Annotated in this window: 20 protein-coding genes and 1 pseudogene; 8 read left to right on the top strand and 13 right to left on the bottom strand. The window is 57.7% G+C overall.

The genetic code is table 11. The features are described 5' to 3' along the window. The first annotated feature begins 43 nt into the window (after positions 1–43). On the top strand, positions 44–1,264 hold the full coding sequence (gene hemA / locus ACZ1GS_RS01720; RefSeq protein WP_472696772.1) for a 5-aminolevulinate synthase: 1,221 nt from the start codon (positions 44–46) through the stop codon (positions 1,262–1,264). Positions 1,265–1,345: 81 nt separating this feature from the next. Here the strand turns inward: hemA and ACZ1GS_RS01725 are convergent, their stop codons facing one another. Both ACZ1GS_RS01725 and ACZ1GS_RS01730 read right to left on the bottom strand, forming a co-directional pair. Continuing rightward, on the bottom strand, positions 1,346–1,909 hold the full coding sequence (locus ACZ1GS_RS01725; RefSeq protein WP_472696773.1) for a c-type cytochrome: 564 nt from the start codon (positions 1,907–1,909) through the stop codon (positions 1,346–1,348). A gap of 41 nt (positions 1,910–1,950) precedes the next feature. Then, positions 1,951–3,291 (bottom strand): DUF3422 family protein, encoded by a 1,341-nt coding sequence (locus tag ACZ1GS_RS01730; RefSeq protein WP_472696774.1) that lies wholly within the window; start codon positions 3,289–3,291, stop codon positions 1,951–1,953. Between the two features lie 156 nt (positions 3,292–3,447). Here ACZ1GS_RS01730 and ACZ1GS_RS01735 point away from each other — a divergent pair, with 156 nt between their 5' ends. Together ACZ1GS_RS01735 and ACZ1GS_RS01740 are read left to right on the top strand one after the other, a co-directional pair. After that, entirely contained in the window at positions 3,448–4,428 is a 981-nt protein-coding gene (locus ACZ1GS_RS01735) for a GGDEF domain-containing protein (protein ID WP_472696775.1), read from the top strand. After that, complete coding sequence (locus ACZ1GS_RS01740) at positions 4,359–4,634, top strand: diguanylate cyclase (protein WP_472698051.1); 276 nt, start codon at positions 4,359–4,361, stop codon at positions 4,632–4,634. The genes ACZ1GS_RS01735 and ACZ1GS_RS01740 overlap by 70 nt, the downstream gene beginning before the upstream one ends. Before the next feature lie 179 nt (positions 4,635–4,813). Here ACZ1GS_RS01740 and ACZ1GS_RS01745 read toward each other — a convergent pair whose 3' ends face one another. Beyond that, positions 4,814–5,134 (bottom strand): helix-turn-helix domain-containing protein, encoded by a 321-nt coding sequence (locus ACZ1GS_RS01745; protein WP_472696776.1) that lies wholly within the window; start codon positions 5,132–5,134, stop codon positions 4,814–4,816. A 610-nt stretch (positions 5,135–5,744) separates the two neighbouring features. On the opposite strand from ACZ1GS_RS01745, the gene ACZ1GS_RS01750 reads away from it, so the two are divergent. Beyond that, positions 5,745–6,398 (top strand): helix-turn-helix domain-containing protein, encoded by a 654-nt coding sequence (locus ACZ1GS_RS01750; RefSeq protein ID WP_472696777.1) that lies wholly within the window; start codon positions 5,745–5,747, stop codon positions 6,396–6,398. 34 nt (positions 6,399–6,432) lie between these two features. After that, entirely contained in the window at positions 6,433–8,124 is a 1,692-nt protein-coding gene (locus ACZ1GS_RS01755; protein ID WP_472696778.1) for a transporter, read from the top strand. A gap of 314 nt (positions 8,125–8,438) precedes the next feature. On the opposite strand, the gene ACZ1GS_RS01760 is transcribed toward ACZ1GS_RS01755, so the two are convergent. From ACZ1GS_RS01760 to ACZ1GS_RS01795, 8 genes are all read right to left on the bottom strand, one after another. Then, positions 8,439–8,924 carry a TspO/MBR family protein gene (locus ACZ1GS_RS01760; protein WP_472696779.1) on the bottom strand — a complete coding sequence of 162 codons (486 nt, stop codon included), beginning with the start codon at positions 8,922–8,924 and terminating at the stop codon, positions 8,439–8,441. A gap of 190 nt (positions 8,925–9,114) precedes the next feature. Continuing rightward, positions 9,115–9,708 carry a hypothetical protein gene (locus ACZ1GS_RS01765; protein ID WP_472696780.1) on the bottom strand — a complete coding sequence of 198 codons (594 nt, stop codon included), beginning with the start codon at positions 9,706–9,708 and terminating at the stop codon, positions 9,115–9,117. 30 nt (positions 9,709–9,738) lie between these two features. Continuing rightward, positions 9,739–10,440 (bottom strand): C39 family peptidase, encoded by a 702-nt coding sequence (locus ACZ1GS_RS01770; protein WP_472696781.1) that lies wholly within the window; start codon positions 10,438–10,440, stop codon positions 9,739–9,741. Positions 10,441–10,541: 101 nt separating this feature from the next. Next, positions 10,542–10,907, bottom strand: coding sequence for a hypothetical protein (locus ACZ1GS_RS01775; protein WP_472696782.1), 366 nt, complete (start codon positions 10,905–10,907; stop codon positions 10,542–10,544). 141 nt (positions 10,908–11,048) lie between these two features. Continuing rightward, positions 11,049–11,555, bottom strand: coding sequence for a hypothetical protein (locus tag ACZ1GS_RS01780; RefSeq protein ID WP_472696783.1), 507 nt, complete (start codon positions 11,553–11,555; stop codon positions 11,049–11,051). 212 nt (positions 11,556–11,767) lie between these two features. After that, positions 11,768–15,031 (bottom strand): efflux RND transporter permease subunit, encoded by a 3,264-nt coding sequence (locus tag ACZ1GS_RS01785; RefSeq protein ID WP_472696784.1) that lies wholly within the window; start codon positions 15,029–15,031, stop codon positions 11,768–11,770. Beyond that, complete coding sequence (locus ACZ1GS_RS01790; RefSeq protein ID WP_472696785.1) at positions 15,028–16,413, bottom strand: efflux RND transporter periplasmic adaptor subunit; 1,386 nt, start codon at positions 16,411–16,413, stop codon at positions 15,028–15,030. Before ACZ1GS_RS01790 ends, ACZ1GS_RS01785 begins: the two co-directional genes overlap by 4 nt. Then, complete coding sequence (locus ACZ1GS_RS01795; protein WP_472696786.1) at positions 16,414–17,862, bottom strand: efflux transporter outer membrane subunit; 1,449 nt, start codon at positions 17,860–17,862, stop codon at positions 16,414–16,416. It lies immediately after the preceding gene. 238 nt (positions 17,863–18,100) lie between these two features. On the opposite strand from ACZ1GS_RS01795, the gene ACZ1GS_RS01800 reads away from it, so the two are divergent. The 3 genes and pseudogenes from ACZ1GS_RS01800 (at position 18,101) to ACZ1GS_RS01810 (ending at position 19,863) form a co-directional block, all read left to right on the top strand. Beyond that, positions 18,101–18,727, top strand: coding sequence for a TetR/AcrR family transcriptional regulator (locus ACZ1GS_RS01800; RefSeq protein WP_472696787.1), 627 nt, complete (start codon positions 18,101–18,103; stop codon positions 18,725–18,727). Continuing rightward, positions 18,714–19,295, top strand: a pseudogene (locus tag ACZ1GS_RS01805) (serine hydrolase domain-containing protein); the annotation flags it as partial. The gene ACZ1GS_RS01800 and the pseudogene ACZ1GS_RS01805, both read left to right, overlap by 14 nt. Positions 19,296–19,434: 139 nt before the next feature. Beyond that, complete coding sequence (locus tag ACZ1GS_RS01810; protein ID WP_472696788.1) at positions 19,435–19,863, top strand: serine hydrolase; 429 nt, start codon at positions 19,435–19,437, stop codon at positions 19,861–19,863. A gap of 6 nt (positions 19,864–19,869) precedes the next feature. On the opposite strand, the gene ACZ1GS_RS01815 is transcribed toward ACZ1GS_RS01810, so the two are convergent. Next, a complete protein-coding gene (locus ACZ1GS_RS01815; RefSeq protein ID WP_472696789.1) occupies positions 19,870–20,259 on the bottom strand; it encodes a response regulator in 390 nt (129 codons plus the stop codon). A 16-nt stretch (positions 20,260–20,275) separates the two neighbouring features. Continuing rightward, positions 20,276–22,222: a CHASE domain-containing protein gene (locus tag ACZ1GS_RS01820; protein WP_472696790.1), complete on the bottom strand. Its 1,947-nt coding sequence runs from the start codon at positions 22,220–22,222 to the stop codon at positions 20,276–20,278.

Below are 22,222 nucleotides of genomic sequence, written 5' to 3' on the forward strand. Positions count from 1 at the left end.
TTAACGCGTTACACGAATAAGAATGTGAAGAGGGAGTATGGGCATGGACTATGAGGCATTTTTCGGCAGCGAACTGGAAGCTGTGAGAGAAGAAGGGCGCTACCGGGTGTTCGCCGAAATCGAACGCAAGGCAGGGTCCTTTCCCCATGCGAAACGCTATGTCGAGGATGTGGTGAGTGACGTGACCGTCTGGTGCTCCAATGACTATCTCGGCATGGGGCAACATCCCAAAGTCACCGAAGCAATGCATCGCGTGATCGATGAATGCGGCGCCGGTGCCGGCGGGACCCGCAATATCTCGGGCACCAATCATCATCATGTTTTGCTCGAAAAAGAACTGGCCGACTTGCACGGCAAGGAAGATGCCCTGCTGTTCACCTCCGGCTATGTTTCCAACTGGGCAGCGCTCGGGACCCTCGCCGCGCGCATTCCCGATTGTGTCGTGCTGTCCGATGCACTCAATCACGCCTCGATGATTGAGGGTATTCGCCACAGCAAGGCGGAGCGGATGATCTTTGAACATAATTCGCCGGAAGATCTTGATCGCAAATTGGCTATGCTGGACCCGGATCGCCCCAAGCTGGTCGCGTTCGAGAGTGTCTATTCGATGGATGGCGACATCGCCCCGATCGCGGAAATCCTGGATGTTTGCGAAAAACACGGCGCGATGAGCTATATTGATGAGGTCCATGCCGTCGGACTCTATGGGCCGCGCGGCGGCGGGGTTGCCGAACGCGAGGGCCTGATGGATCGGATCACCGTGATTGAAGGAACGCTGGGCAAAGCCTTTGGCGTCATGGGCGGGTATATTGCTGCCTCAAAAGACCTTTGCGATTATGTCCGGACCTTCGCGAGCGGCTTTATCTTCACGACCGCGTTGCCGCCGGCGGTTGCCGCCGGTGCCTGCGCCAGCATCCAGCATCTCAAGCAAAGCAACTGGGAGCGGGACACGCAGAAGGAGCGCGTCGAGAAAGTGCGCGGCGCCCTTGATCGTCTTGGAATTCCGCATCTGCCGAACCCGAGCCATATCATTCCGGTGATGGTTGGCGATCCCCACAAGTGCAAATTTATCAGCGACTGGCTGATGGACAATCATGGCATTTACGTACAGCCGATCAACTATCCCACCGTCCCGCGTGGCACCGAACGGCTGCGGATCACACCGTCGCCGGTTCACAGTGACGACGATATAGATCGCCTGTTATCGGCGCTCAGTGAAATCTGGTCGCAATGTGAACTGGCGCGACGGGACGTTGCCGCCTAGCACCATTTGCCAACAGCAAAACAAAAAGGGCCGGGGATATATCCCGGCCCTTTTTGTTTGATAATCGTCAATGCGAACGGATCAGCTGGGATCTTTCAGATAGGCGATCACGTCGGCGCGTTTCTGCGCATCGGGCAGGCCGGCAAAGATCATCTTGGTCTTCGGTACGATCCGCTGAGGATCTTCCAGATAGACATAGAGCTGCTCTTCGGTCCAGGTCAGGCCGCTATTGGCATTGGCTGGGGAATAGTTAAACCCATCAACCGTTCCGGCTTCGCGTCCCACGATATTGTGGAGCGATGGACCCGTGCGATTGACGCCTTCATCAGTGACATGACAGGTGCGGCATTGCGCAAAGACGCGCTTGCCTGCTGCCGCATCACCGGTCAGGCTGGCAAAAGTGACGCCATCTTTGGTCGCCATTCCGTCGCCCGCGGCGCCAGCATCATCGCCAGCATCAGCCGTTTCTTCAGCAGCGGGTTCTTCGGTCGCGGCGGCCTCTTCAGCAGCCGGCTCTTCGGCGGCTGGTGCTTCGGCTTCAGCTGCGGTTTCAGCCGGTTCGCTGGATTCAGAACCGCCGCCGGAACAGGCTGCGGCCAAAGCGGACAAGGCAACGACCCCCGCCAATGCTTTCATCTTGACCATAATCTCTCCTATCGAGTGTTATTGACAAAATAGTCAATATTCTAGCACCTTAGCCTAGTTTCGGTGCGAAGAAAAGGGCAGAATTCCGGGCGGGAATCAATCATTTGGCGGGGCATTGATTTTTGTGTCCGCCTCTTTGAGTACTTTTTCCGCAGACGATGGACCATGGCCCAGATCAATAGAATGATGGGGATTGTGATTGCCCCGATTGCGAGATCGGATTGCGCGCCATCGGGAAACGCCGCAGCGCCTTTGATGACATAGCCGATCAGGCCCACCAGATAATAGGCGGCGGCAATTATTGACAAACCTTCAACCAGTGTCTGCAACCGCAATTGCAGCAAGGTCGATCGTTCCATCGACTGCGTCAGACTTAAATTCTGGGCTTTGATCCGCGTGTCGATGCGTACATCAAGCGTGTGCATGACCCGCGCAATCCGTTCGGCAATGCGCGCCAGGCGGTCCTGGAAAACCGAGCAGGTCCGCGATGCCGGAATCAGGCGGCGTTCGGTAAAGTCGGTCAGGCTCTGGAAATTGGCAACCGGTTTGATGTTCAGGGACCGCAGGCGATCGAGCGCCACTTCGGCATAAGCGGTCGTAGCGCTCAGGCGAAAGCCAGACGCCGACCGAATAAGCTCCAGCTTTGCCGAGATCTTGGCGAGCTGTTGGAGCAATTCCGTGTCATCATCCTCTTCTGTGGCACGGGCGACCTGTTCGGCATGATCAGACAGGTTCTTTTCCAGCTCATCCACTTCAGGGCCATATTTCTGCACCGTGGGAAAACCCAAAAGGGCCAGGTTCCGGTAGTTTCCGAGCTCTTGAACGCGCTGAATGATGCGCCCTCGTTCGCTGTCATTGACGGACCCTGCTGTGACCAGTAGCCGCCCATAGCCATCGCTATGAATGCCAAAGTCCGACCAGATACGCAGATCGGCATTGATGTCGCAGCAGACAATTTCTTGTTCCGCCATGGCCAGGCTTGCCAACATGTTGTCAATCTGCTTGTCATTCGGGATGACAAAAATACGGGTCGCCCGCACCACAGACCCGACCCACTGTTCCAGCCATTGAAGATAGGGTGCGCGTACATTTCCGGGTGCGTTGTGCGGAAAGATCAACGTGATGGTGCTCGCTTCGGTATGCCGTTCCCAAAGAAAATGGATGCCGGATTTGGTATGACCGGCGGCATGGCGTGCGGCGAGATTCCATTCGTCAAAGGGCGGTTTCTGGTTGATCAGGCGGCTGTCTTCGGCGGGCCTCTGGTCGGCATCGACGAGTCGTACCGCCTGGATGATTTCACAATGATCGGGCACCGGTGCAAATCGACGCAAGTGCATTTCGTCCACGGTCCATTGCCGCAAAGGATGATCATTTCTGGTCACATCAGCCGCTCGTTGCAAAACTCCCAACACTCAAATCTTATAAATTTTCCAAGCACATACATGATTTTCGGACAAATTTGAACAGGAATCTCTGTGCTTTTGGCCAATTTGACCACTTTTAAGCCAATATTGAGAATTTGCGCATAGCTTCCGCGGATGGATGAGGCGATCCTTTTTCGCGCCCTGACGGGGGTCATTCTGGCTTTGTTTTCCTGCGTCTTCGGCGGGCTGTTCCTGTTCGACCGGAAACAGGTTTTCGCAGGATGGCTGGCGATCGCCTTCGCCAGCGGTCTGGGCGCATTTATTCTCGATATCGGCCGCGAGTTTCTGGATCCGACTTTGTCTGATCTTGCGGCGAAGGCAGCATTCTGGACCTTTAGCCTGACGCTGACCATTGGCATTTATCGTCGATATGCGGTGCCTTTTCCGATCGGCCGGATTATGAGCCTGATCGTTGCCGGCGGTGCCGGCTTGCTGTGGTTCAGTTTCATCGTCCCCGATATCATCTCGCGATCCTTCATATCCGCGACGATCGCGGGGCTGATACTGGTCTACTCGCTGATCCCGCTTGGCAATCATCATCGTGGTGTACTGGAACGCATCATGTTCGCCTTGATTGCAATCATCGTTCTCACCTATTTGCTGCGGCCGATCATCATCTACGGGTTTTTCGGACTCAGCTATACAGCGGCCAACTACCACCAGTCGGTCTATGCGCTGGTTCTGCATTCAACCAGCGCCTTGTCTGCGCTGGCCTGCGGGGTCGTGATGCTGATTGTGATCGGCAATGACATTATCACCAAACATCTGATGGCGACCAAGACCGATCCACTGACAGGATTGCTCAATCGCCGCGGTATCGATGAATTTGTCGCTGTTGAACTGGCGGACGACCGGGGAATGGGACGAACGGTGATGATCGCCGACCTCGACCGCTTCAAGCAGGTGAATGACAACTATGGCCACGATGCCGGCGATCAGGTGCTTAAAAGGGTGAGCGCAGCCTTGCGGTCTTTGGTGGCGTCTTTGGGGAGGTTGCGCGGATCGGTGGCGAAGAATTCATCATCCTGCTTGACGCCGTCAGCTCGCAGGATCGTATGGTTGTGGCTCAGCACTTGCGGCTGGCCATCGGCATGATCCATCACCCGGAACTGCCGGAACAGGACAATGTCACGGTCAGTATCGGTCTCGCTAGCATCGGTGCCGGAGAAACCTATCAAATGGCTTTGCGCCGGGCCGATATGGCGCTCTACGAAGCCAAGGCGAAAGGCCGCAACCGGGTTGTCGATGCAGTTGATATCAGTCCGAGTCCCGCTGCTTTACAGACGGGAAACCGGATCTGAGCAAGGGGGATAGCGATCTTTAGGGGTTTCGCCGGTACCCGCGGCTAGAGACCAGGCGAGAAGAGCCCCGCGCCGGCTGGTCTAACGGGCTCAGGCGCCCGCCAATCGAGAATGCTGGCGGTCATGCATGACAGGCGCGAGGGCATAGACAGCCCCAGGCGCACGAGAATCTGTACCTGTCATTCCGCGATACGGGATGGCTGGTTATTGAAAAACGGTGTCCGATCATGCCCCGCGCCATTGGCGTCATTTGCCACATCCGACTGATGGTCGTCGACCTGCAGCAAACCCGCCATGACCGCACAGGCGACCATATGAGTCCGATTGCGAGCACGCAGCTTCAAGCGGACATTCTCGACATGCCGATCGACCGTCCGTGGCGCGATATGTATGTGTTGAGCGACCTCCTTGGTCGACAACCCCTGTGCGATATATTCCAGAATCTCCATCTCTCTCGATGTGAGAACCGGATCGCTTGCCAGATCTCTGTGGTTCAACATTTTCAGGTCACCTCTTCATAGCTTTTGCCTGGCAACATTGCCAAACAAAGATAACCCCCTGTATTCACCCGACCTTGCCCGGCACCACCGTTTCAAATGTCGGTGGCGCGGCCGGATAATGCGCGCGACTTGGGCTGGCGTGCGAAGCCAACTATAGCGTACTGTTAATGGGTCCCTCCAGAACAGGTCATCGCCAAATCACTGTGATCATACCATTAATACTGGTTGATTGTTAGATGTATAAACGGCGGATATGTGCGGGGTATAGGACAAAAATGCCTATGCCAACTATCTGAATTTACAGCATTTTACATTTGAACTCAGGTTGAGTGGGTGATTTTACTTAGGGATAATTGCCACGCAAAAACCCGTGTGGTTTGAGTCAGGCAAACCCGGCACGCGAATTGCCGGATAGACCAGAACAGCGGAAAGCCAGTATCTACTGTCGTCGAGGACAAGGCCGCGTTCAAGGCCGCGTAACCGGGTGCCACAAGCCCGGAGCGCAATTCAGGGTCGTGCTTAGGATCTTTTACAGGAGACAGCACGAATGGTTACGGATTTAGCAACACCCCCATTGCAATCGGGGCCCAACACAAACTTACACACAACCTTGCTGCGGTTTCGCGCAGGCCGGTTGATCTTTGACGAAGGACAGAAGGCAACCCGCTGGTACGAAGTGGTGCGCGGCACGGTGCGGACCTGCCGCTTTCACATTGATGGTCATCGCCATCTGACCGGTTTCTATTTTGCCGGCGATGTCTTCGGGGCCGATCATGGCTTCTATGGCACCGCCGCCGAGGCGGTGACCGATGTCGTGGTCCGATGCTATCGCGTTGGCGATATTACCCGCCAGCAAGATCCCAAGCCGGATCTCGACGAAACGGTCTCGATCCTGTTTCGGGCGATGTCGAGCGCGCAGCGTTATCTGTTCATCATGGGACACCGTACGGCGACAGAAAAGCTCGCGGCGTTTCTTTTATGTCTGCAACAGCGCGGCAATAGCGGCATTGATATCCGGTTGCCGATGTCGCGCGGCGATATTGCCGACTTTCTCGGGCTGACCGTCCACACGGTGAGCCGGACATTCTCCGATCTTGCCCGTCGCGGGCTGATCAGAATTGACGGGCGGCACGCGGTCCAGATCACCGACAAGGCCGGCCTGTGCCGCCTGGCCGGCGAGGATCATGACGGATTGATGCCCGAGGACGGACATGAAATTCACCCTGCAGCAGACCTTTGTCTCGGCGCTTTATCAGCGGCCTGATCGGCCCGCGCGAGACCATGATGGGAGAAATCCAATGACAATTACAAGATTGAAGCCGCTATTCTATCTCACCGCTATCCCGATCCTGTCCCTGTCCGGCGGGGAGGCGTGGGGGGCCAGTGACGGCGCCGCACCCCCCAAGGGCGCTGCGTTGCCGGTTCAGAGCGGACCGGCTTTCACACCCGAGCAGGCCGCAGCCGAAACCGCCAAGATCATGGCGCGGTTAAAAGCGCTGCGCGGACAGGCTGGTGAACCCGCTCCAACCGGAGCTCCGGCACCAGTTCCGACCCAAGTTCCTGCGCCGCAGCCTATGGTGGATCTGTCACAATCTGCCGACGTTCGACGCTCTCAACCGGGGCCCGGGCAAACCCGGCCCGAAATCATAGCGTCATCAGAACCGGCGCAACCTTCGCCTGTGGCCGCGCAGAAACCGGTACCGGTTGTCGAGAAAACGGTAGCAGAACCACCGGCGGCTCCCGCTGACGATGCCACCGCGATCATGACGGCGTTGCGCGCGATCCAGTCGGAGCTTGCCGAGCAGAAAAAGCTGGTGGCGGGACAACAGGCGCTGATCGCCAACCAGAATGAGAAGATTCAGCAGCTGGAATTGCACAACCAGCTGGTGCGGGCCAATGCGCCTTCACTGGACCGCTATCCGGTACAGTCGTCCCAATATCTGTCTGAAATGCGCGGCGCTGGCATCCAGCAGGAGCAGGTGCAAACCGCTGCCAACCAGATCGGATCGACGCCTGACGACCGGCTGACTCTGCCCGAAGAACCGGTTGGGGAAGCCCCGCCGCAGGCCAATAATATCGAACAGAAAGTGGAGTCGGTGCCGGAAGGACAGGGCGTGCTGACCCCACGCGGGCAGTTCGTTCTTGATCCGTCGATCGAATATACACGGTCGTCGACCAACCGCCTGGTGTTTCGCGGTATCGAGCTGATTCCGGGTATCCAGATTGGCGCCATCGAAGCCAGCGATGCCGACCGCGACACGGTGATCGGAACTTTTGCGATGCGCTATGGTCTGACCAACCGGCTCGAGATTGAAGGCCGTGTGCCGCTGCTCTATCGCAAGGACCGGATTCAGGTCGTCCAGCAACGCGAGGAACAGATTACGCGCGAAATCGGTCTCGAGGAAACCGGGATTGGTGATGCCGAAATCGCGCTGCGCTATCAACTTAACAGCCCCAAGCCGCAGACCCCGATCTGGGTTGCGGGCTTGCGGGTGAAGACGGACACCGGCTCCAGTCCTTATGAAATCCCGTTTGATGAATTTGGTGTGGCGACGGGACTGGCAACCGGTTCCGGCTTTTGGGGTTTCCAGCCCAGCCTGAGCTTCCTGCTGCCGTCCGATCCGGTCGTGATCTATGGCGGCACCGGCTATTTGTGGAATATCGAACGCAATATCGACCGCGTGGTCGGCGATGTGTTCGTCGGCAAAGTGGACCCCGGTGATGCGATCAATGCTAATGTCGGTTTCGGCTTTGCCCTGAACCCGCGCTTCTCTTTCTCGCTCGGCTACCGTCATAACTATATTTTCTCGACCAAGACCCAGCTTGGCGACACCTTGCAGGAAAGCAATGACATCCAGGTTGGATCGCTGAATTTCGGCATGTCTTATCGTCTCAGTGAAAAGCAGTCGCTGAATCTCGGCTTTCAATTCGGCATGACCGAAGATGCCCCTGATGTCAGCATCGTCGCGCGGATTCCGCTGCGCTTCTGATCATTGGACAAACCGACGCCCGTCGCGAGGGAGGGTGTGAAGTTCACATATTTCACACCCTCTCAACGGCACGCGGTTGTCGTCAAAGTTCACATATTTCACACCCCCAGTTACCGCTGGCGATCATAAGTGCCGGGATTCCGGCGCTCGCCGAAAGTTCACACAAATCACACCCGTTGTGCGTCTATTATGCATGATGAGAAAGAGCCGGACGAAATCACCAATATGATAGCGAGCGGCCGCGATGTAGGAAAGCGATCCTGTGTTGATCTGCTGCACCTGAGGCCTGTCGCAGCCTCAAGATGGTTTGGTCGCTAATCGCTGGCCCGCGTTCCAAACGGGCCGTTCAGCCGGACGATACTGGCGTTGAGCAGGGCTGCAAAGCTGACCCATGCGAGATAAGGCACAATCATCCAGCTCGCCCATTCCGACCATGGCCGCAGACCGATGCACAGCGCCAGCACCGAAGCCCAGAGGAAGGGTACCTCGATCAGCGCCCAATCCGGTCGCTGGGCCTTGAAAAATAGCGGCGACCAGAGAAAGTGGAACAGGAAATTGGTGCCATATAGCCCCAGCAACAGCATCCGGTCGGCCTCTGTGCTGGTGCCGTTCCAAGCCAGAACAAACGCCCAGGCCGCCAATCCCAAAATGATCGTCCATGCCGGGCCAAACAGCCAGTCGGGCGGCTGCCAGCTTGGCTTTTCGAGCCGATGATACCAGCTGTCAATCGAAGTCAACAGGCCGCCGCCGACGGTAAGGATAAGCGCCCAGCCAATGGCAAAGGCAATTTCAAATTGCATCGGCAGATCCTATGGCAAAAGGGGGCTCTCGTCACCCTCTCGTTTGAAGCCGGTTGGATTGGCGGGCTTTGTGCGGATGGCCGACCTCCGATCAGTCCAATATATCATAAAAAAAGCACTACCAACCTCCTCACTGGTTGGTAGTGCTTCAGTTTCAGGCCGGTTGGATTGGCAACCGGTCTGCGCCCCTTCAGTTCCCGAGGGCCCCGATTCCTGCCTGGCCGGCAATGTCGTTCAGCGCGCTGCCGATCCGGTCCATCATCAAGTCACTGTTGAAGCTTTCATATCCCGACAGGGTCAGCGTCGCATCCACTTCCTGAACCGCTTCAAGGCCGGAGGCCGTGTTGAGCAGCATGTTCTGGACACCATTTGCGGTTTCATGAACGATCGCGGTCTGGCCGTCATTGAGCAGATAGACCGGTGTATCGCCGACCTTCATGCGGATATTGCCGTTGGACAAAACCCCGTTTTCGAGCGTTGAAATATCCACCGGGCTAAGACCAGCCGCTGCCGTCTGCACGGTTTGTGCGCCTTCGTCGCTCCAGTTGAGCACGGTTTGCAACAGCAGCTCGCCATTGACATAGGTGCGAATGTCCGCGCCAAAGTTCACGCCCAGTCCGGACACAACAAACCCGCCGCGCAACTTGTCCAGATCTTCGTCCGGAACAAGTGCGGGCAAGCCAACCGCCGGCACGGGTTCAGCCTGGGCGGTCTCGGGCATCAGCAGCGCGCTGGACAACACGATGCAGGCCACGGTTGCGAAGTCGATATGTTTCTTTTTCATGACGCGTCTCTCATCTGACAGTACCGACCCTCACGTCGAGCAGCAGCTCGGGCGAGATCTGGTACAGGGGGGAAGGTGATTGGTTAGATTGCCGATTGTCGATGTTGCGGAAACCTGGTCGGTCGGAGCGGTGGACCAGCGGTTCCAGTCGCCGTCCAGATTGTAGCGCGGCCGTTTTGTGATCGGTCCGTCGACAATCGCCAGTGCGACGCCGTTCCAATATTTGTCGAAATCTGCGGTCGAATATTTGTTGATACCGAGCACGGAATCACCGACCAGCAGCTGGTCGTTATTCTGGCCCTTGACCACGACAAAATGCTTGAAACCGTCCAGGTCGAGCAGCACGATGACCGGGCGCTTCACTTGCGCCAGCTGGTCGGTCGTCAGCTTGAACCCTTCGGCGCGATAGCCGATGGAGTTCAGATATTTCCGCATGTCGAGCATGGAAAATCCGACTTTCTTGATGGTTTCCTTGTCGCCCAGGTCCCACATCGCCTTGAACGGTGTGCGCTCGGCTGTCGGCCGGTGATAGTGATAGGTCAGCAGCGTTGCGACAGCGGCGGATCCGCAGCTGAAATCATAGCGTTGCCGGATCACGGAGCGGAACGGGATATCCCACCAGGTCATCACGCCAACCGTAAAATCCCCACCCAAGGCTTCGCGGCCAACGCGGACTTCACCCTGGGCTATCGAGCTGCAGAGCAGCGCGCTGAACAGGGAAAGACCGGTCAAGGCCCGCAGTCCTCCCTTCAGGCTTGTCCTGAAGGGAGGATAGGCTGGGAATAGGCCACACGGGGTGGGGGAAGTGGGGTTCATGGCCTATTCCTTACTCATCAATCGGTAATGTTGATCGTCACTGCCAGGCCAGCCTGGAGCGCCGACTGTGCGCCGGTGTTGATCACAATGTTACCAAGACCGTTAAAGCCGGACAGCGCATTGTCTGACAGGCTGACATCGCCGGCGGCAAAGTCGCCATTGATGGTGTTGCCGGTATTTTCCGAGCTGAAGGTTTGTTCGTTTATTGCGATTTGTGTGCCGCCGCGCAGGTCATCCAGTTCGTCCATCGACATGATTGGAGAGCGGCTTGGCGCGGTGTCTGTGGAATGGGTCTGGGATGGAGATTGCTGCTCCGAAGTCGCGGGTGTCTGGGATGCAGAACCCTGATCTGCGGCTTGCGCATTGGCTTGAACAGCGGTCATGGCCAAGGGGCCCATTACAAGAAGCCAATAGTGTTTTTTCATCGTTCTACTCCCGGTTGGGGGATTCGGGTGTCGGGGGATGGAAGGGCCGGCTCCATCGGCTGAAACCGGCCCGTCCTTCAGCAAGTCAGCGGACGGCGATTAATCGCCGCCACCGGCTCCGCCACCAGCCGCTTCAGCAGCGCCATCACCGAAGTTGATGGTGCCCTGTGCTGCAATGTTGGTTGCAGACTGAGCGTTGGAGTTGATGCCGGTGTTCCATGACTGGTTCAGGATGCCAGCAAAAGCTGCGAAGGCATTGCCGCGAACATAGTTGTCGCCGCTGTTATAGCCCACGGGTGCTGGTGTACCGTCTTCACCATCGAGATCGACGAGTTCGTCCATCTGATAGTTGGTGTTGTAAGCGGTCAGCGTTTGCGTCGCAATAACAAGGTCGTTGTTGTTGTTGTTATTGCTGTTGATGTCATCCAGCGTGTTTGTCGTGCTGGCGTCTGCTGCAAGATATACATCCAGCAGGTCATTGACGACCACCGCACCGTTGTTGGTGTCGGTTACATCATTATTCTGGTTTTGCTGAGCCATGGCAGGTGCGCCAACGGCCAAAGCAACCACTGCAGCTGAAGCCGCCAGTACTTTTGTCGTTTTCATCGTATTTCTCCTTAGGGTCTAAGGCATCTCGTCTTTCCCCGGTCATTCGGGGAAGGGGGTTAAGAGGCCCTGTTGTTCACCGCATGATGCGGCAACACCCTGTTAGGATGACTCGCCAATACACTTGTTGCGATATGGCAAATTGTGACGATTATTTTGATTTTCTGGCCGCGGGGCCAGTGATATTCGCAGCAAACCGCTATTTTCGGAAGCTATGCCTGGCTATCGGAGGCAAGCTGTTCGTTCGGATGCTGCCGCGATGTCCGATTGGCCCAGAGCGCCTTAAACCGGTGCTTGCCGCGATATTCGAGCACCACCAGCGCCGGAATCAGCAATTGCAGGATGAAGGCTCCGAACAACACACCAAAACCGAGACTCGCCGCCATCGGAATCAGGAACTGGGCTTGCAGGCTGGTTTCAAACGTAATCGGCGCAACACCCAGAAAGGTGGTTAGTGAAGTCAGCATGATCGGGCGAAAGCGGGACTTTGCCCCGGTAATAATCGCCTCGTGGATCGGCATGCCCGACTCCAGATTCTCGTTGATGAAATCGATCATCACCAGCGAACCGTTTATGATCACGCCCGACAACGCAATAATCCCGAACACGCTCAAGATGACCAGCTGGAGACCGAGCAGAAGATGCCCGATCAGCGCGCCGATAATCCCGAACGGAATGATCGCCATGATGATCAGCGGTTGCAGATAGGAGCGGAACGGGATCGCCAGCAGCGCGTAAATCGCGAGCAGCGCAAAGACCAGAGCGGTGCCGAGATCGCCGAAGGATTCCGCCTGCTCTTCCTGCTCGCCGCCGAGCGTGTAGAGCAGTTGCGGATAATCGGCCTGCAATTTCGGCATGATATCGGTTTCAATCACCTCGGCAATTTCCTGGCTGGTGACAATATCGTCATCCAGATCGGCCGTGATGGTGGTGATCCGGCGCCCATCCGTGCGCTGAATGACCGATGGCGCCTGGCCGAAGGACACATCGGCCAGCGCCGACAGCGCGACTTCGCCGCCGGGCACCCGAACCCGGAACCGTTCGACATCGCTGATCGAATTGCGCTCCTCTTCGGGCAGGCGAATATAGACCCGGACATCTTCCTGACCGCGCTGGACCCGCAAGGCTTCGCTGCCGAAAAAGGCTGCGCGCACCTGAAAAGCCACGTCCTGCAAAGTTACGCCAAGCGACCGGGCTTCCGGTTTGAGCCGGAGCTGGATCTCCTTGAGTCCTTCATCCTGATCGGTTTCGATATCGAAAACGCCGGTAAAGCGTCCGAGCTCGGCCATCAGTTGCGCGGCGGCGGCATCGACAATTGCCGGATCCGGATCGGATAGCTGAACATTGACCGGTGCGCCGGCTGACAACAGATCAGACGCGAAGACCAGCGAACGGACTTCAACCAGCGGGCCGACCTCCTCGCGCCAGGCATTTTCAAACGCCTTGGCTTCCAGGCTGCGGGTGTCTCCCGGAACGAAGCTGAACTGGACACTGGCGATATTCGCCGCGAGACCGCCGCCACCCGGCTCGGGGCCCGAGGTTCGCGCCGCCTGGCCAACGGTCGTGAATATGCCCCGCAGCGGCGTTGGCTCATCCTCGGGACGCTCAGTTTCAAACCGGGCAAAGGCTTTCCGTCCGCCTTGCTCGATCAGACGGGCGACGCGTTCGGTTTCCTCAATCGGCGTGCCCGCCGGCATTTCGAGACTGGCGGTCACGACATCAGCTTCGATCGAAGGGAAAAACCCGACTTTGATAATGCCCGCCGGAATGAACGACGCAAACAGGATCAACAGCGCCACGCCGGCCGAAACAATCACGAAAGGCATGCGGATGGAAAAGTTCAGCGCCTTGTCCAGCGGCCCGTCGACAAAGGCCTGATAATAGGTGTCGACGGTCTTTTGCACCCGTTCGAAGAAGCGGGTGACGGGATTGTGGGTCTTGGCGCCCGGCGGCGGCAGATGGCTGAGGTGATTGGGCAGGATCAGCAAGCTCTCAATCAGCGAGAGGATCAGTACGCAGACCACCACCAGCGGCACGTCGGCGACCAGCTTCCCGATCGTACCGCCGATCGTGAACAGCGGAGAAAAGGCCGCAACGGTCGTCAGCACGGCGAAGATCACCGGCTTGGTCACCCGCCGCGCGCCCATCACCGAGGCGCCCAGGCCGGTGCGGCCGCTTTCGCGCTGTGCATAGATATTCTCGCCGACCACAATGGCGTCATCGACCACCAGCCCGAGCGCGAGAATGAAACCGAATAGCGAGAACATGTTGATGCTCGATCCGGCCAGTTCGAGCAGATAGATTGCTCCGATAAAGGTCACGCCAATACCGACGGCAGTCCACGCGGCCAGGCGGATATCGAGGAACAGCGTGAGCGCAAGCAGCACGAGGAACAGGCCGATGGCGGCATTTTTGAGCAACAGGCTCAAACGGTCATTGAGCAATTCGGAATCATCGCTCCACACCGCATAGGAGATGCCTTCTGGTAGGGTCTTGGCGAAATCTTCCTCAAGATGCTGTTTGGCGGCGGCGGCGACATCGAGCACCCGTTCATCGCTGGTCCGGAAGACCTCGACAAAGGCGACCGGCTTGCCATTGTAGAGCGGCAGCAGATCGGCGTCTTCAAATTCGTCCTTGATCGTCGCAACCTGACCCAGGCGAACAAGCGTGCCATTTGCGTTGCTCACCAGCACGATATTCTCGAACGCCTGCTGATCGTAATTCTGGCCGATGGTGCGGACCCGAACCTCTTCGGTATCGGTGTCGATTGAACCGGCCGGACTGTCGAGGCTGCTTTGTGCGATGGTTCGGGATATATCGGTCAGCGACAGGCCAAAGGCTTGCAGGGTGTTTTGCGGCACCTCGACCGATATCTCATAATCCCGGATCGAACTGGTATCGACAAAGGATATCTCGCGCAGCGCCGACAGCGAGTCTTCCAGCCGATAGGCGGTTTCCTTGAGTGCGGTTTCCGACACATCGCCAAATATCGCGATCCGCAACACGCTCTGCCGGGTGGTCAGCTCGCGCACCTCGGGTTCTTCCGCTTCATCGGGGAAGGTCTGGATCTGGTCGATCTCTGCCTTCACATCGTCCAGCGCGCGGTTGATATCGGTGCCCAGTTCGAGCTCCACCGACACGGAGCCGAGATTTTCAGAGGCCGTGGATTTGACCTTCTTCACCCCATCGACGGCTTCCACAGCCTCCTCGATTTTCTGGATGATGGATTCTTCGACTTCATCGGGCGTCGCACCGGGATAGGCGACCTGGATCTGGACGGTGTCGAGGCTGTTCTCGGGAAAAACCTCCTGGACGATCGACCCGAAGGACACGATGCCGGCGACCAGAAAGAACAGCATCAGCAAATTGGCTGCGACGCCGTTGCGGGCCATGAAAGCGACCACGCCGGTCTGTTCCATGACCGCCTTGCTCGGTCGTTCCGGAGCAGCCTGATCAGAAGAAGTGTCTGCGCTCATGATGCCGGTGCGGAGTCCGTTTGCGCTGGTTTCTGCGCTGCGGGTTTAGACGGTTTTGTCTTCTGATTGGGCTCGGTTTGTCCGGCGATGCGGACCCGCTGGCCTTCGGTCGCAACGTTCAGACTGCCGATAATCGCCACGGGTTTGCTGCCGAGGCCCTCGCTGCTGATCAAGGCCGTCTTGTCGGTCCGCTGCAATATTTCGACCGTCACGATGCGCAATCGTCCCTCGCGAACCAGCCAGACCGTGTTGCCTGGTTTCAGCGCGGCCAGGGGCAGGACGGCATATCGATCAATCGCTTTGCCGGTAATCTCGGCATCCACAAAGCTGCCGACGAAGAGCGGTGGGGCGCCCGAAGCCGTAGCCGATTGCTGTTCGTCAGTGCCGGTCGCAGCCGGTGCGCCGCCGCGCAACGGATTGGGGATGCGCAAAAACACGTCAATCGTGCGGGTTTGGGGATTGAGCAGGCTGTTGGCGCGATCGACAAAACCCTGCCAGCGATAGCGTTTGCCGCCATAGTCCGAAAAGATCGAGGCTTCGATTTGTCCGCCGGATCCGCGCCATAGCCCGGGAATCAGCGCCGCGTCCTTCTCCGATAGCGGGATCACCGCCTCGAAATCGGCGATGCCAACCATCGAGCCGAGCGACTGACCCGGTTGGACGTAGCTGCCCAGGGCGATTTGTTCGGTCCGCACGACACCCGAAAAGGGCGCACGGACAACGGTTCGGTTGAGCGCGGTCTGGGCATCGGCCAGCTGGGCCCGGGCACGGCGGAGGCCAGCCTGCGCCGATTTGAGTTGCGGTTGCCGTGTGGCCAGACCGTTGGTGCTGGTGGTGTCTGCGCGGTCGTCTGGCGTAGGGTTCCGGGTTCGTGCCAGACTGTCGGGCGGCAAGATCTGGGCAGCATAGTCGCTCTTGTCGACGCTGGCATAGGCGCTGCCGGCACCGCTGCCGCTGCGCTCCTCAAAGCGCGCCAGTTCCGCTTCGGCCAGCGCGACTTCCTCGCGGGCCTGCAGCAAGGCGACATCCTGGGACGCGACATCCGCCTGTGCGGTTTGCACGGCGTTGCGATAATCTGCCGTATCGATGCGGAACAGAATCGTGCCGCGGGTGATGGTCTGTCCTTCGCGCAAGTTCGGATTGACATAGACCAGCTTGCCCGGAACCTCGGCCGCCAACGTGACCTCTTCGCGGGCGCGAACCGTGCCGGCACCGCTGACCATCAGATTGCCCGACCGGATCTCGAGCGGGACAGCCTGAACCAGCGGTATCGTTTCATCGGGAGCTTTTTCCTCCGGCTCTTCGCGCAGAAAAATCAGCAAGGCCGCGAGCGCAATGGCGGCCAGCAGGATCACACCACCGATGACAGACTGTCGACGCACTTACTGGTCTCCTTGATTGGCCGGAGCCGGTTTGATTTCTGGATCACTTGCCGGATTGCCGGATGGACTGACGGCTACAGGCTGCGGCGCATCCCAGCTGCCTCCCAGGGCCCGGTGCACCGCGAGCCGCGCCAGTGCGACATCACGGGCTGCCGATGACAGCGACGATTGCACCTGATATTGCGCCCGCAATGCGTCCAGATAATCGACATAGCTGCCGACCCCGCTGGCGAACCGCCGGGATTGCAGATTCGCCGCAGCATTGGCTTCATCGAGTTGTGAGAACAGAAAACGGTAGCGCTGGCGTTCTTCCTCATAGCGTTCGATGGCCGCGCCGACTTCCTGATAGGCGGTCAGCACCGTGCGCGCATAAACCGCGGTTTGCTGGGCATATTGCGCATCGGCGATGGCGATATTGGCGCGGATTCGGCCGCCCTGAAACAAGGGTGCGGTCAGATTTGCGCCGAGATTCAATACCCATTTGTCAAAAATATCGAACAGGCCCGAAGGGCTGCCAGCCTGAGTCCCGGTGCCGGCTGACAGGCTGATCGAGGGGAAGCGTTCGGCCTTGCGGGCGCCAAGATTGAACCGCGCCGCTTCGAGGCGCTGGCCTTCGGCGAAAATGTCTGGCCGCTGGGCGAGCAGGTCGATCGGCAAACCGGAAGGGATGTCGGAAAAGGCGAGTTTCGGGGCCAGCCGCTGATTGAGAAAGTCATCCATATTATTCGCGTACCGGCCAATCAGCACCGCCAGCTGTCCGCGCGTGGCCGCCAGCTGGCTTTCGCGCTGGGGCAGGCTGGCCTGAATATTCCGGAAATCCTGACGCACCTGATAGAGCTCGAACGATGTGACCAGCCCGCGCCGATAGCGTTCTTCGGTCTGGTTGACGCGGTCGCCGAGAACATCAATGATCTTCGTCGTCAGCGCGATCTGATGCCGGGTGTCGACCAGGTCGAAATAGCTGGTGATGGTCTCGGCCAGGATTGCCAGACGCACCGCATGCAGATCGGCGGCGGCGGCAATCGTATCGGCCCGACCAGCGCGCGCATCATCCCGCAGCCTGCCCCAGATGTCGACTTCGTAGGAAAAGGCGAGGCTGGAGGAATAGGTTTCTACTTCGATGCGCTGGTTCCCCGCGCCTGCGGCTGCGCCAAAACCGGTGCCGGCCGCCGGTGAATCCGAATAACTGCTGCCGACAGTGGCGTTGGCCTGCGGAAACAGGCCGCTGCGCGACAGTCGCGCTTGCGCCTCGGCCGCTTTTAGACGGGCGGCGGCTTCCGCTAGGTCGAGATTTTTGGCCAGCGCTTCGTCCAGCAACGCGTTGAGCACAGGGTCTTCAAAAGACGTCCACCACCGCGCCGGTTGATAGGCCGCGTCGCTGTCCGATGGCTGCACAAATTGCGCCGGCACGCCATCGGCGATACGCGGTGCCGCCGATTCGGGCGCCATGCTGACGCAGCCAGTTGTGACCACGATGACCGACAAAAGTGATGTTATCGTTTTATAAAAGCGCGTTATCAAAAGATCATCCGTCATCGCAACGACCTGGACTTTACCAGGCCCGGATAAAATGCCATTGATGAAAATGAACGTCAACGTTTTATTTGTACGATAGCGTTCATTTTGTGCTATGATATATCGATCCAGGGGGAACAGGATCATCGCAACGGAACAAAGCAAGACGCATATGCAGGCGGAACGGCCAGCCAGCCAGCGCAAGATTGCCGGTATATTGGCGGCTGCGCGGGCAGAGTTTTTTGCGCATGGGTTTTCGGCCACCAGCATCGAAGCGATCGCTGCCCGCGCGGAAGTATCCAAGGTGACCATCTATAGCTGGTTCCAGGACAAGGAAAATCTGTTCGCCGCTGTGGTCCAGTCCGAATGCAGTCACATGCGGCAAAATTTTACCGTCGAAAACCTGATGGATCAAAGCCTACGCGACGTCCTGCTCTACGCCGCCGAAGGCATGCTTGATTTTTTGACCCGCGACGAGATGGTGCGCTTTGAACGGATCCTCGCTGCAGAGGTGAATCGCGACCCCAAAATCGGAGACTATTTTCTCGACAATGGTCCCCGTGCCCTGCTCGGTGATCTCACCAAGCTGCTTCAGGTGGCGATGGAAAACGGCGAAATCACCAGTCCCGATATTATGGCATCGGCCGAAATGTTTGCCGGCCTTGTCATGGGACGGCTGGACCTTTTCCTGCGTTATGGTCACAAAGTTGACATGAGCGCTGCCGACAAGAAGGCACGGGCGCGCCGCGCTGTTGATGTCTGGATGATGGTTCATAAAACGGAGAATGCACTTGGCTGATCAGATTAACCCCGCCATTCAGGGGCTGTGCGACTCCCGCTTTGCAGCGGTGCAGGATGCGTTTGAAACCAATTTTCGCGAGCATAATGATATTGGTGCCTCTGTCGCGATTACCTTGCAGGGCGAATTTGTGGTCGACCTGTGGGGCGGGCATCTCGATGAGGCGCGCACCGAGCCATGGCAGGAAGACAGCCTGGTCAATGTCTGGTCGAGTACCAAGACAATGGCCGCGATGGCGCTTTTGCTGCTGGTCGACCGCGGCGCGGTCGCGCTGGATGCAACCGTCGCCACTTATTGGCCAGAATTTGCGCAGAACAGGAAGGACAGCGTCGAACTTCGCCATTTTCTAAGTCATATGGCTGGCCTGTCAGGCATGGACGAGCCGGTTGAGGGTGATGCGCTCTATGATTGGGAATGGATGACCACGGCGCTCGCGCGGCAGGCGCCATGGTGGGAGCCCGGCACCCAGGCCGGCTATCACGGACTGACACAAGGTCATCTGATTGGCGAAGTGGTCCGCCGGGTTACCGGCCAAACGCTCGGTCAGTTCTTCCAGCAGGAAATTGCCACGCCGCTGCAGGCCGATTTTCATATTGGTGTCGGACCGGAAATGGACAGCCGGATCGGCAATCTGATCCCGCCGCCGGAAACCATCATGCCGGCAGATAAGGATCTCGATTGCCGCACGGACCTTTGCCAATCCCAAAGTGGATCCGCGCCAGCCCAGAGAACGCGGTTGGCGTGCGGCAGAAATTCCCGCCGCCAACGGCCAGGGCAATGCGCGCAGTATTGTGCGGGCCCAGACACCAATGGCCAATGGCGGCAGCGCGTTCGGCAAAACGATCATGAGCGAGGCTACGACCCGGCGGATATTTGAACAGCAATTTTCCGGTGTCGATCTCGTGCTTCAGGTGCCGATGATCTATGGCATGGGCTATGGCCTGAACAACGATCTGCTGCCACTGAGCCCCAATAAAAACACTTGTTTTTGGGGTGGGTTTGGCGGCTCGCTGGTGCTTGTTGATCAGGATGCTGGCTTGTGTCTGTCCTACGTGATGAACCGGATGGAAGGCGGCCTGTTGGGCGATCCGCGCGGCATGGGTCTGGTTCAGGCGATGTATGCCGCGATGCAGTAAATCGCCCTAAATGACCACATTGGCGTCGACCGGTTCCGGCTCGGCCCGCATTTCCCCGGCATCGGCCGTGATCCACTTGGTCAATATCTCTTGCAGGCCCTTGATTGCAAAAGGCTTTGCCAAATGGGCTTGCATACCAACTGCCAGGCAGTTTTTCACATCCTGTTGAAAGGCATTGGCGGTCAGCGCGATTATCGGCAGCTCTGTTTCTGAAATGCCTTCGTTTCTGATCATCCGGGTGGCTTGCAGACCATCGACTTGGGGCATCTGAATATCCATCAGCACCAGATCATATTGGCACCCTTCATCGGCGGCGTTGGCAACACAGCGAAACGCCTCTGCACCATCAGCGGCGAGGTCATATTCATACCCCAATTTGGCAAGCATTTCTCCCATTAGCATCTGATTGACGTCATGATCTTCCGCGACCAGGATCTCGCCTGGATCGATCCTCGGCCCGGCCGGGTTTTGGCGCGGTCTGGAGCTCTGAGTCATCGTCATCCAATCGCTGGGGGTCATGTTCTTCGACTGGCAATGTGATGGTAAATTCCGAACCCCGACCCACTTCGCTATCGAGCATGATGCGGCCTCCCATCAAGGTGACCAGCTGACTGCTGATGCTCAACCCGAGTCCGGTGCCGCCATATTGGCGCGCGGTGGAATCGTCAGCCTGCTGGAACGGATCAAAAATCGCATTTATCCGGTCTTCCGGAACCCCGATTCCGGTGTCCCGCACAGCGATGACCATTTCGGCATCGCGCGTGACCTGACCGCCCAAAACCCGGGGTGGGTGATAGTTTACGGTCGAGGTGATGTGCCCGCTCTCGGTAAATTTAACCGCATTACCCAGCAGATTGAGCAAAATCTGCCGCAATCGCAGGCCATCGCCCATCACCAGCTGCGGGAAGTCCGGGGCGATGTCGAGGATCAGCTTGAGATCTTTGGTTTCGGCCGTTGGTGATACCAGCTTGACACAGCTTTCCAGGATATGCCGCACATCGATTGGATTTCTGGTTATCGCCATCAATCCGGCATCGACTTTCGAAATATCGAGAATATCGTTGAGCAGGCTCATCATCGCCGATCCGGATTCCGATATCATCTGGACATAGCGCTGTTGCTGCTCGTTCAAATTGCCGTCGTCGAGCAATTGGGTAAACCCGATGACGCCATTCATCGGGGTGCGGATTTCGTGGCTCATATTGGCGAGGAAATTGGATTTGGCTTCGGTGGCGATCTCGGCCTGCGCGAGGGCCGTGCTGACTTCGCGCTCCTTGATTACCAGCTCCTGCGTCTTGCGCCGGACTTCTTCCTGAACATAGGCTTCCCGTCTGGCGTAGAAAAGCATCAGAATCATGAAGACAATGGTCAAGGCCGATCCACCCAAAAGAATCAGCAGGGGTTCCTGGGTTGTGACGCTGGCTTCAAATTCCGGTGTGCTTTTCCACACGACCGTCCAGTTCTGCTCCATCATTGGGAATGTCCGCTTCACCGAATATAGCGGTGTCCAGTCTCTGTTCCCGGTTTGATTGCTGGCGTGAATCAGTTCGGATTCCAACGCGGATGTGCCGTCATAAACTTCAATATCAAGGCTGCTCTCCTGACTCACCGTCAGCCCTTTCATGAACCGTGACGCAATGAACGGCGCATAGATCCATCCCCGGAACGCGGCGCGGCGTTCAATGGCACTGTCCACCGGCAACCCCGCAAAGTAAACCGGTCTCAGCAATAGAAATCCTGCGCTTCTGGTCTTGTCCTGGACCAGAAAAATCCGCTTGGTAATTGTCGCGCGACCGGTGTCGCGGGCCTTATAGGCTGCTTGCCGGCGATTACTTTCAAACGCGATGTCGAGACCCACGGCCTCCTTGTTCGGTTCTTGCGGTTCGATATAGGTGATCGAGAATATTTCCGAAAAATCGGTTTGCGGATGGATATCAATCGCTTCGATGCCCCGGTCTCTGGTCCACTGGAGATAACCTTCGAGCTCGGTGCGGAGTACCGGCCGAATATAACCGATTCCGTTGATACCCGGCAGATTTTCCTTGATATCGAGTTCGTCGACAAAGATTTTCCACTCGGCCAGCGAAACGGTTTCTGTCGCGCTGAACAGCGCCGCACCGCTGTCGAGGCTTTGTTTGTAGGAATGCAGCAAATTGCGCATCGCCCGGCCATTGTCATCAGCCAAAGCCGTAAATGTCGCGAGGTTACGCTGGCTGCTGGTGGCCGAGACGACCTGGTGGGACCAGATGGTGATACCCATCAGCAAGGCAATCCCGACAATGGTGACGAGACGGATAAGCGTAATTGTCCGTTTCTCTTTCCCGGTATCGTCGGGAGCCGTGAAATGGGGATCCATCAT

It is taken from the genome of Parasphingorhabdus sp. W113 (assembly GCF_055693205.1).

What these genes read in the sequence shown, in the direction of transcription:
- hemA (WP_472696772.1), top strand. Translation starts at nt 44, where the DNA reads ATGGACTATGAGGCATTTTTCGGCAGCGAACTGGAAGCTGTGAGAGAA.
- ACZ1GS_RS01725 (WP_472696773.1), bottom strand. Translation starts at nt 1,909, where the DNA reads ATGGTCAAGATGAAAGCATTGGCGGGGGTCGTTGCCTTGTCCGCTTTG.
- ACZ1GS_RS01735 (WP_472696775.1), top strand. Translation starts at nt 3,448, where the DNA reads ATGGATGAGGCGATCCTTTTTCGCGCCCTGACGGGGGTCATTCTGGCT.
- ACZ1GS_RS01745 (WP_472696776.1), bottom strand. Translation starts at nt 5,134, where the DNA reads ATGTTGAACCACAGAGATCTGGCAAGCGATCCGGTTCTCACATCGAGA.
- ACZ1GS_RS01755 (WP_472696778.1), top strand. Translation starts at nt 6,433, where the DNA reads ATGACAATTACAAGATTGAAGCCGCTATTCTATCTCACCGCTATCCCG.
- ACZ1GS_RS01760 (WP_472696779.1), bottom strand. Translation starts at nt 8,924, where the DNA reads ATGCAATTTGAAATTGCCTTTGCCATTGGCTGGGCGCTTATCCTTACC.
- ACZ1GS_RS01765 (WP_472696780.1), bottom strand. Translation starts at nt 9,708, where the DNA reads ATGAAAAAGAAACATATCGACTTCGCAACCGTGGCCTGCATCGTGTTG.
- ACZ1GS_RS01775 (WP_472696782.1), bottom strand. Translation starts at nt 10,907, where the DNA reads ATGACCGCTGTTCAAGCCAATGCGCAAGCCGCAGATCAGGGTTCTGCA.
- ACZ1GS_RS01780 (WP_472696783.1), bottom strand. Translation starts at nt 11,555, where the DNA reads ATGAAAACGACAAAAGTACTGGCGGCTTCAGCTGCAGTGGTTGCTTTG.
- ACZ1GS_RS01785 (WP_472696784.1), bottom strand. Translation starts at nt 15,031, where the DNA reads ATGAGCGCAGACACTTCTTCTGATCAGGCTGCTCCGGAACGACCGAGC.
- ACZ1GS_RS01795 (WP_472696786.1), bottom strand. Translation starts at nt 17,862, where the DNA reads ATGGCGCCCGAATCGGCGGCACCGCGTATCGCCGATGGCGTGCCGGCG.
- ACZ1GS_RS01800 (WP_472696787.1), top strand. Translation starts at nt 18,101, where the DNA reads ATGCAGGCGGAACGGCCAGCCAGCCAGCGCAAGATTGCCGGTATATTG.
- ACZ1GS_RS01815 (WP_472696789.1), bottom strand. Translation starts at nt 20,259, where the DNA reads ATGGGAGAAATGCTTGCCAAATTGGGGTATGAATATGACCTCGCCGCT.
- ACZ1GS_RS01820 (WP_472696790.1), bottom strand. Translation starts at nt 22,222, where the DNA reads ATGATGGATCCCCATTTCACGGCTCCCGACGATACCGGGAAAGAGAAA.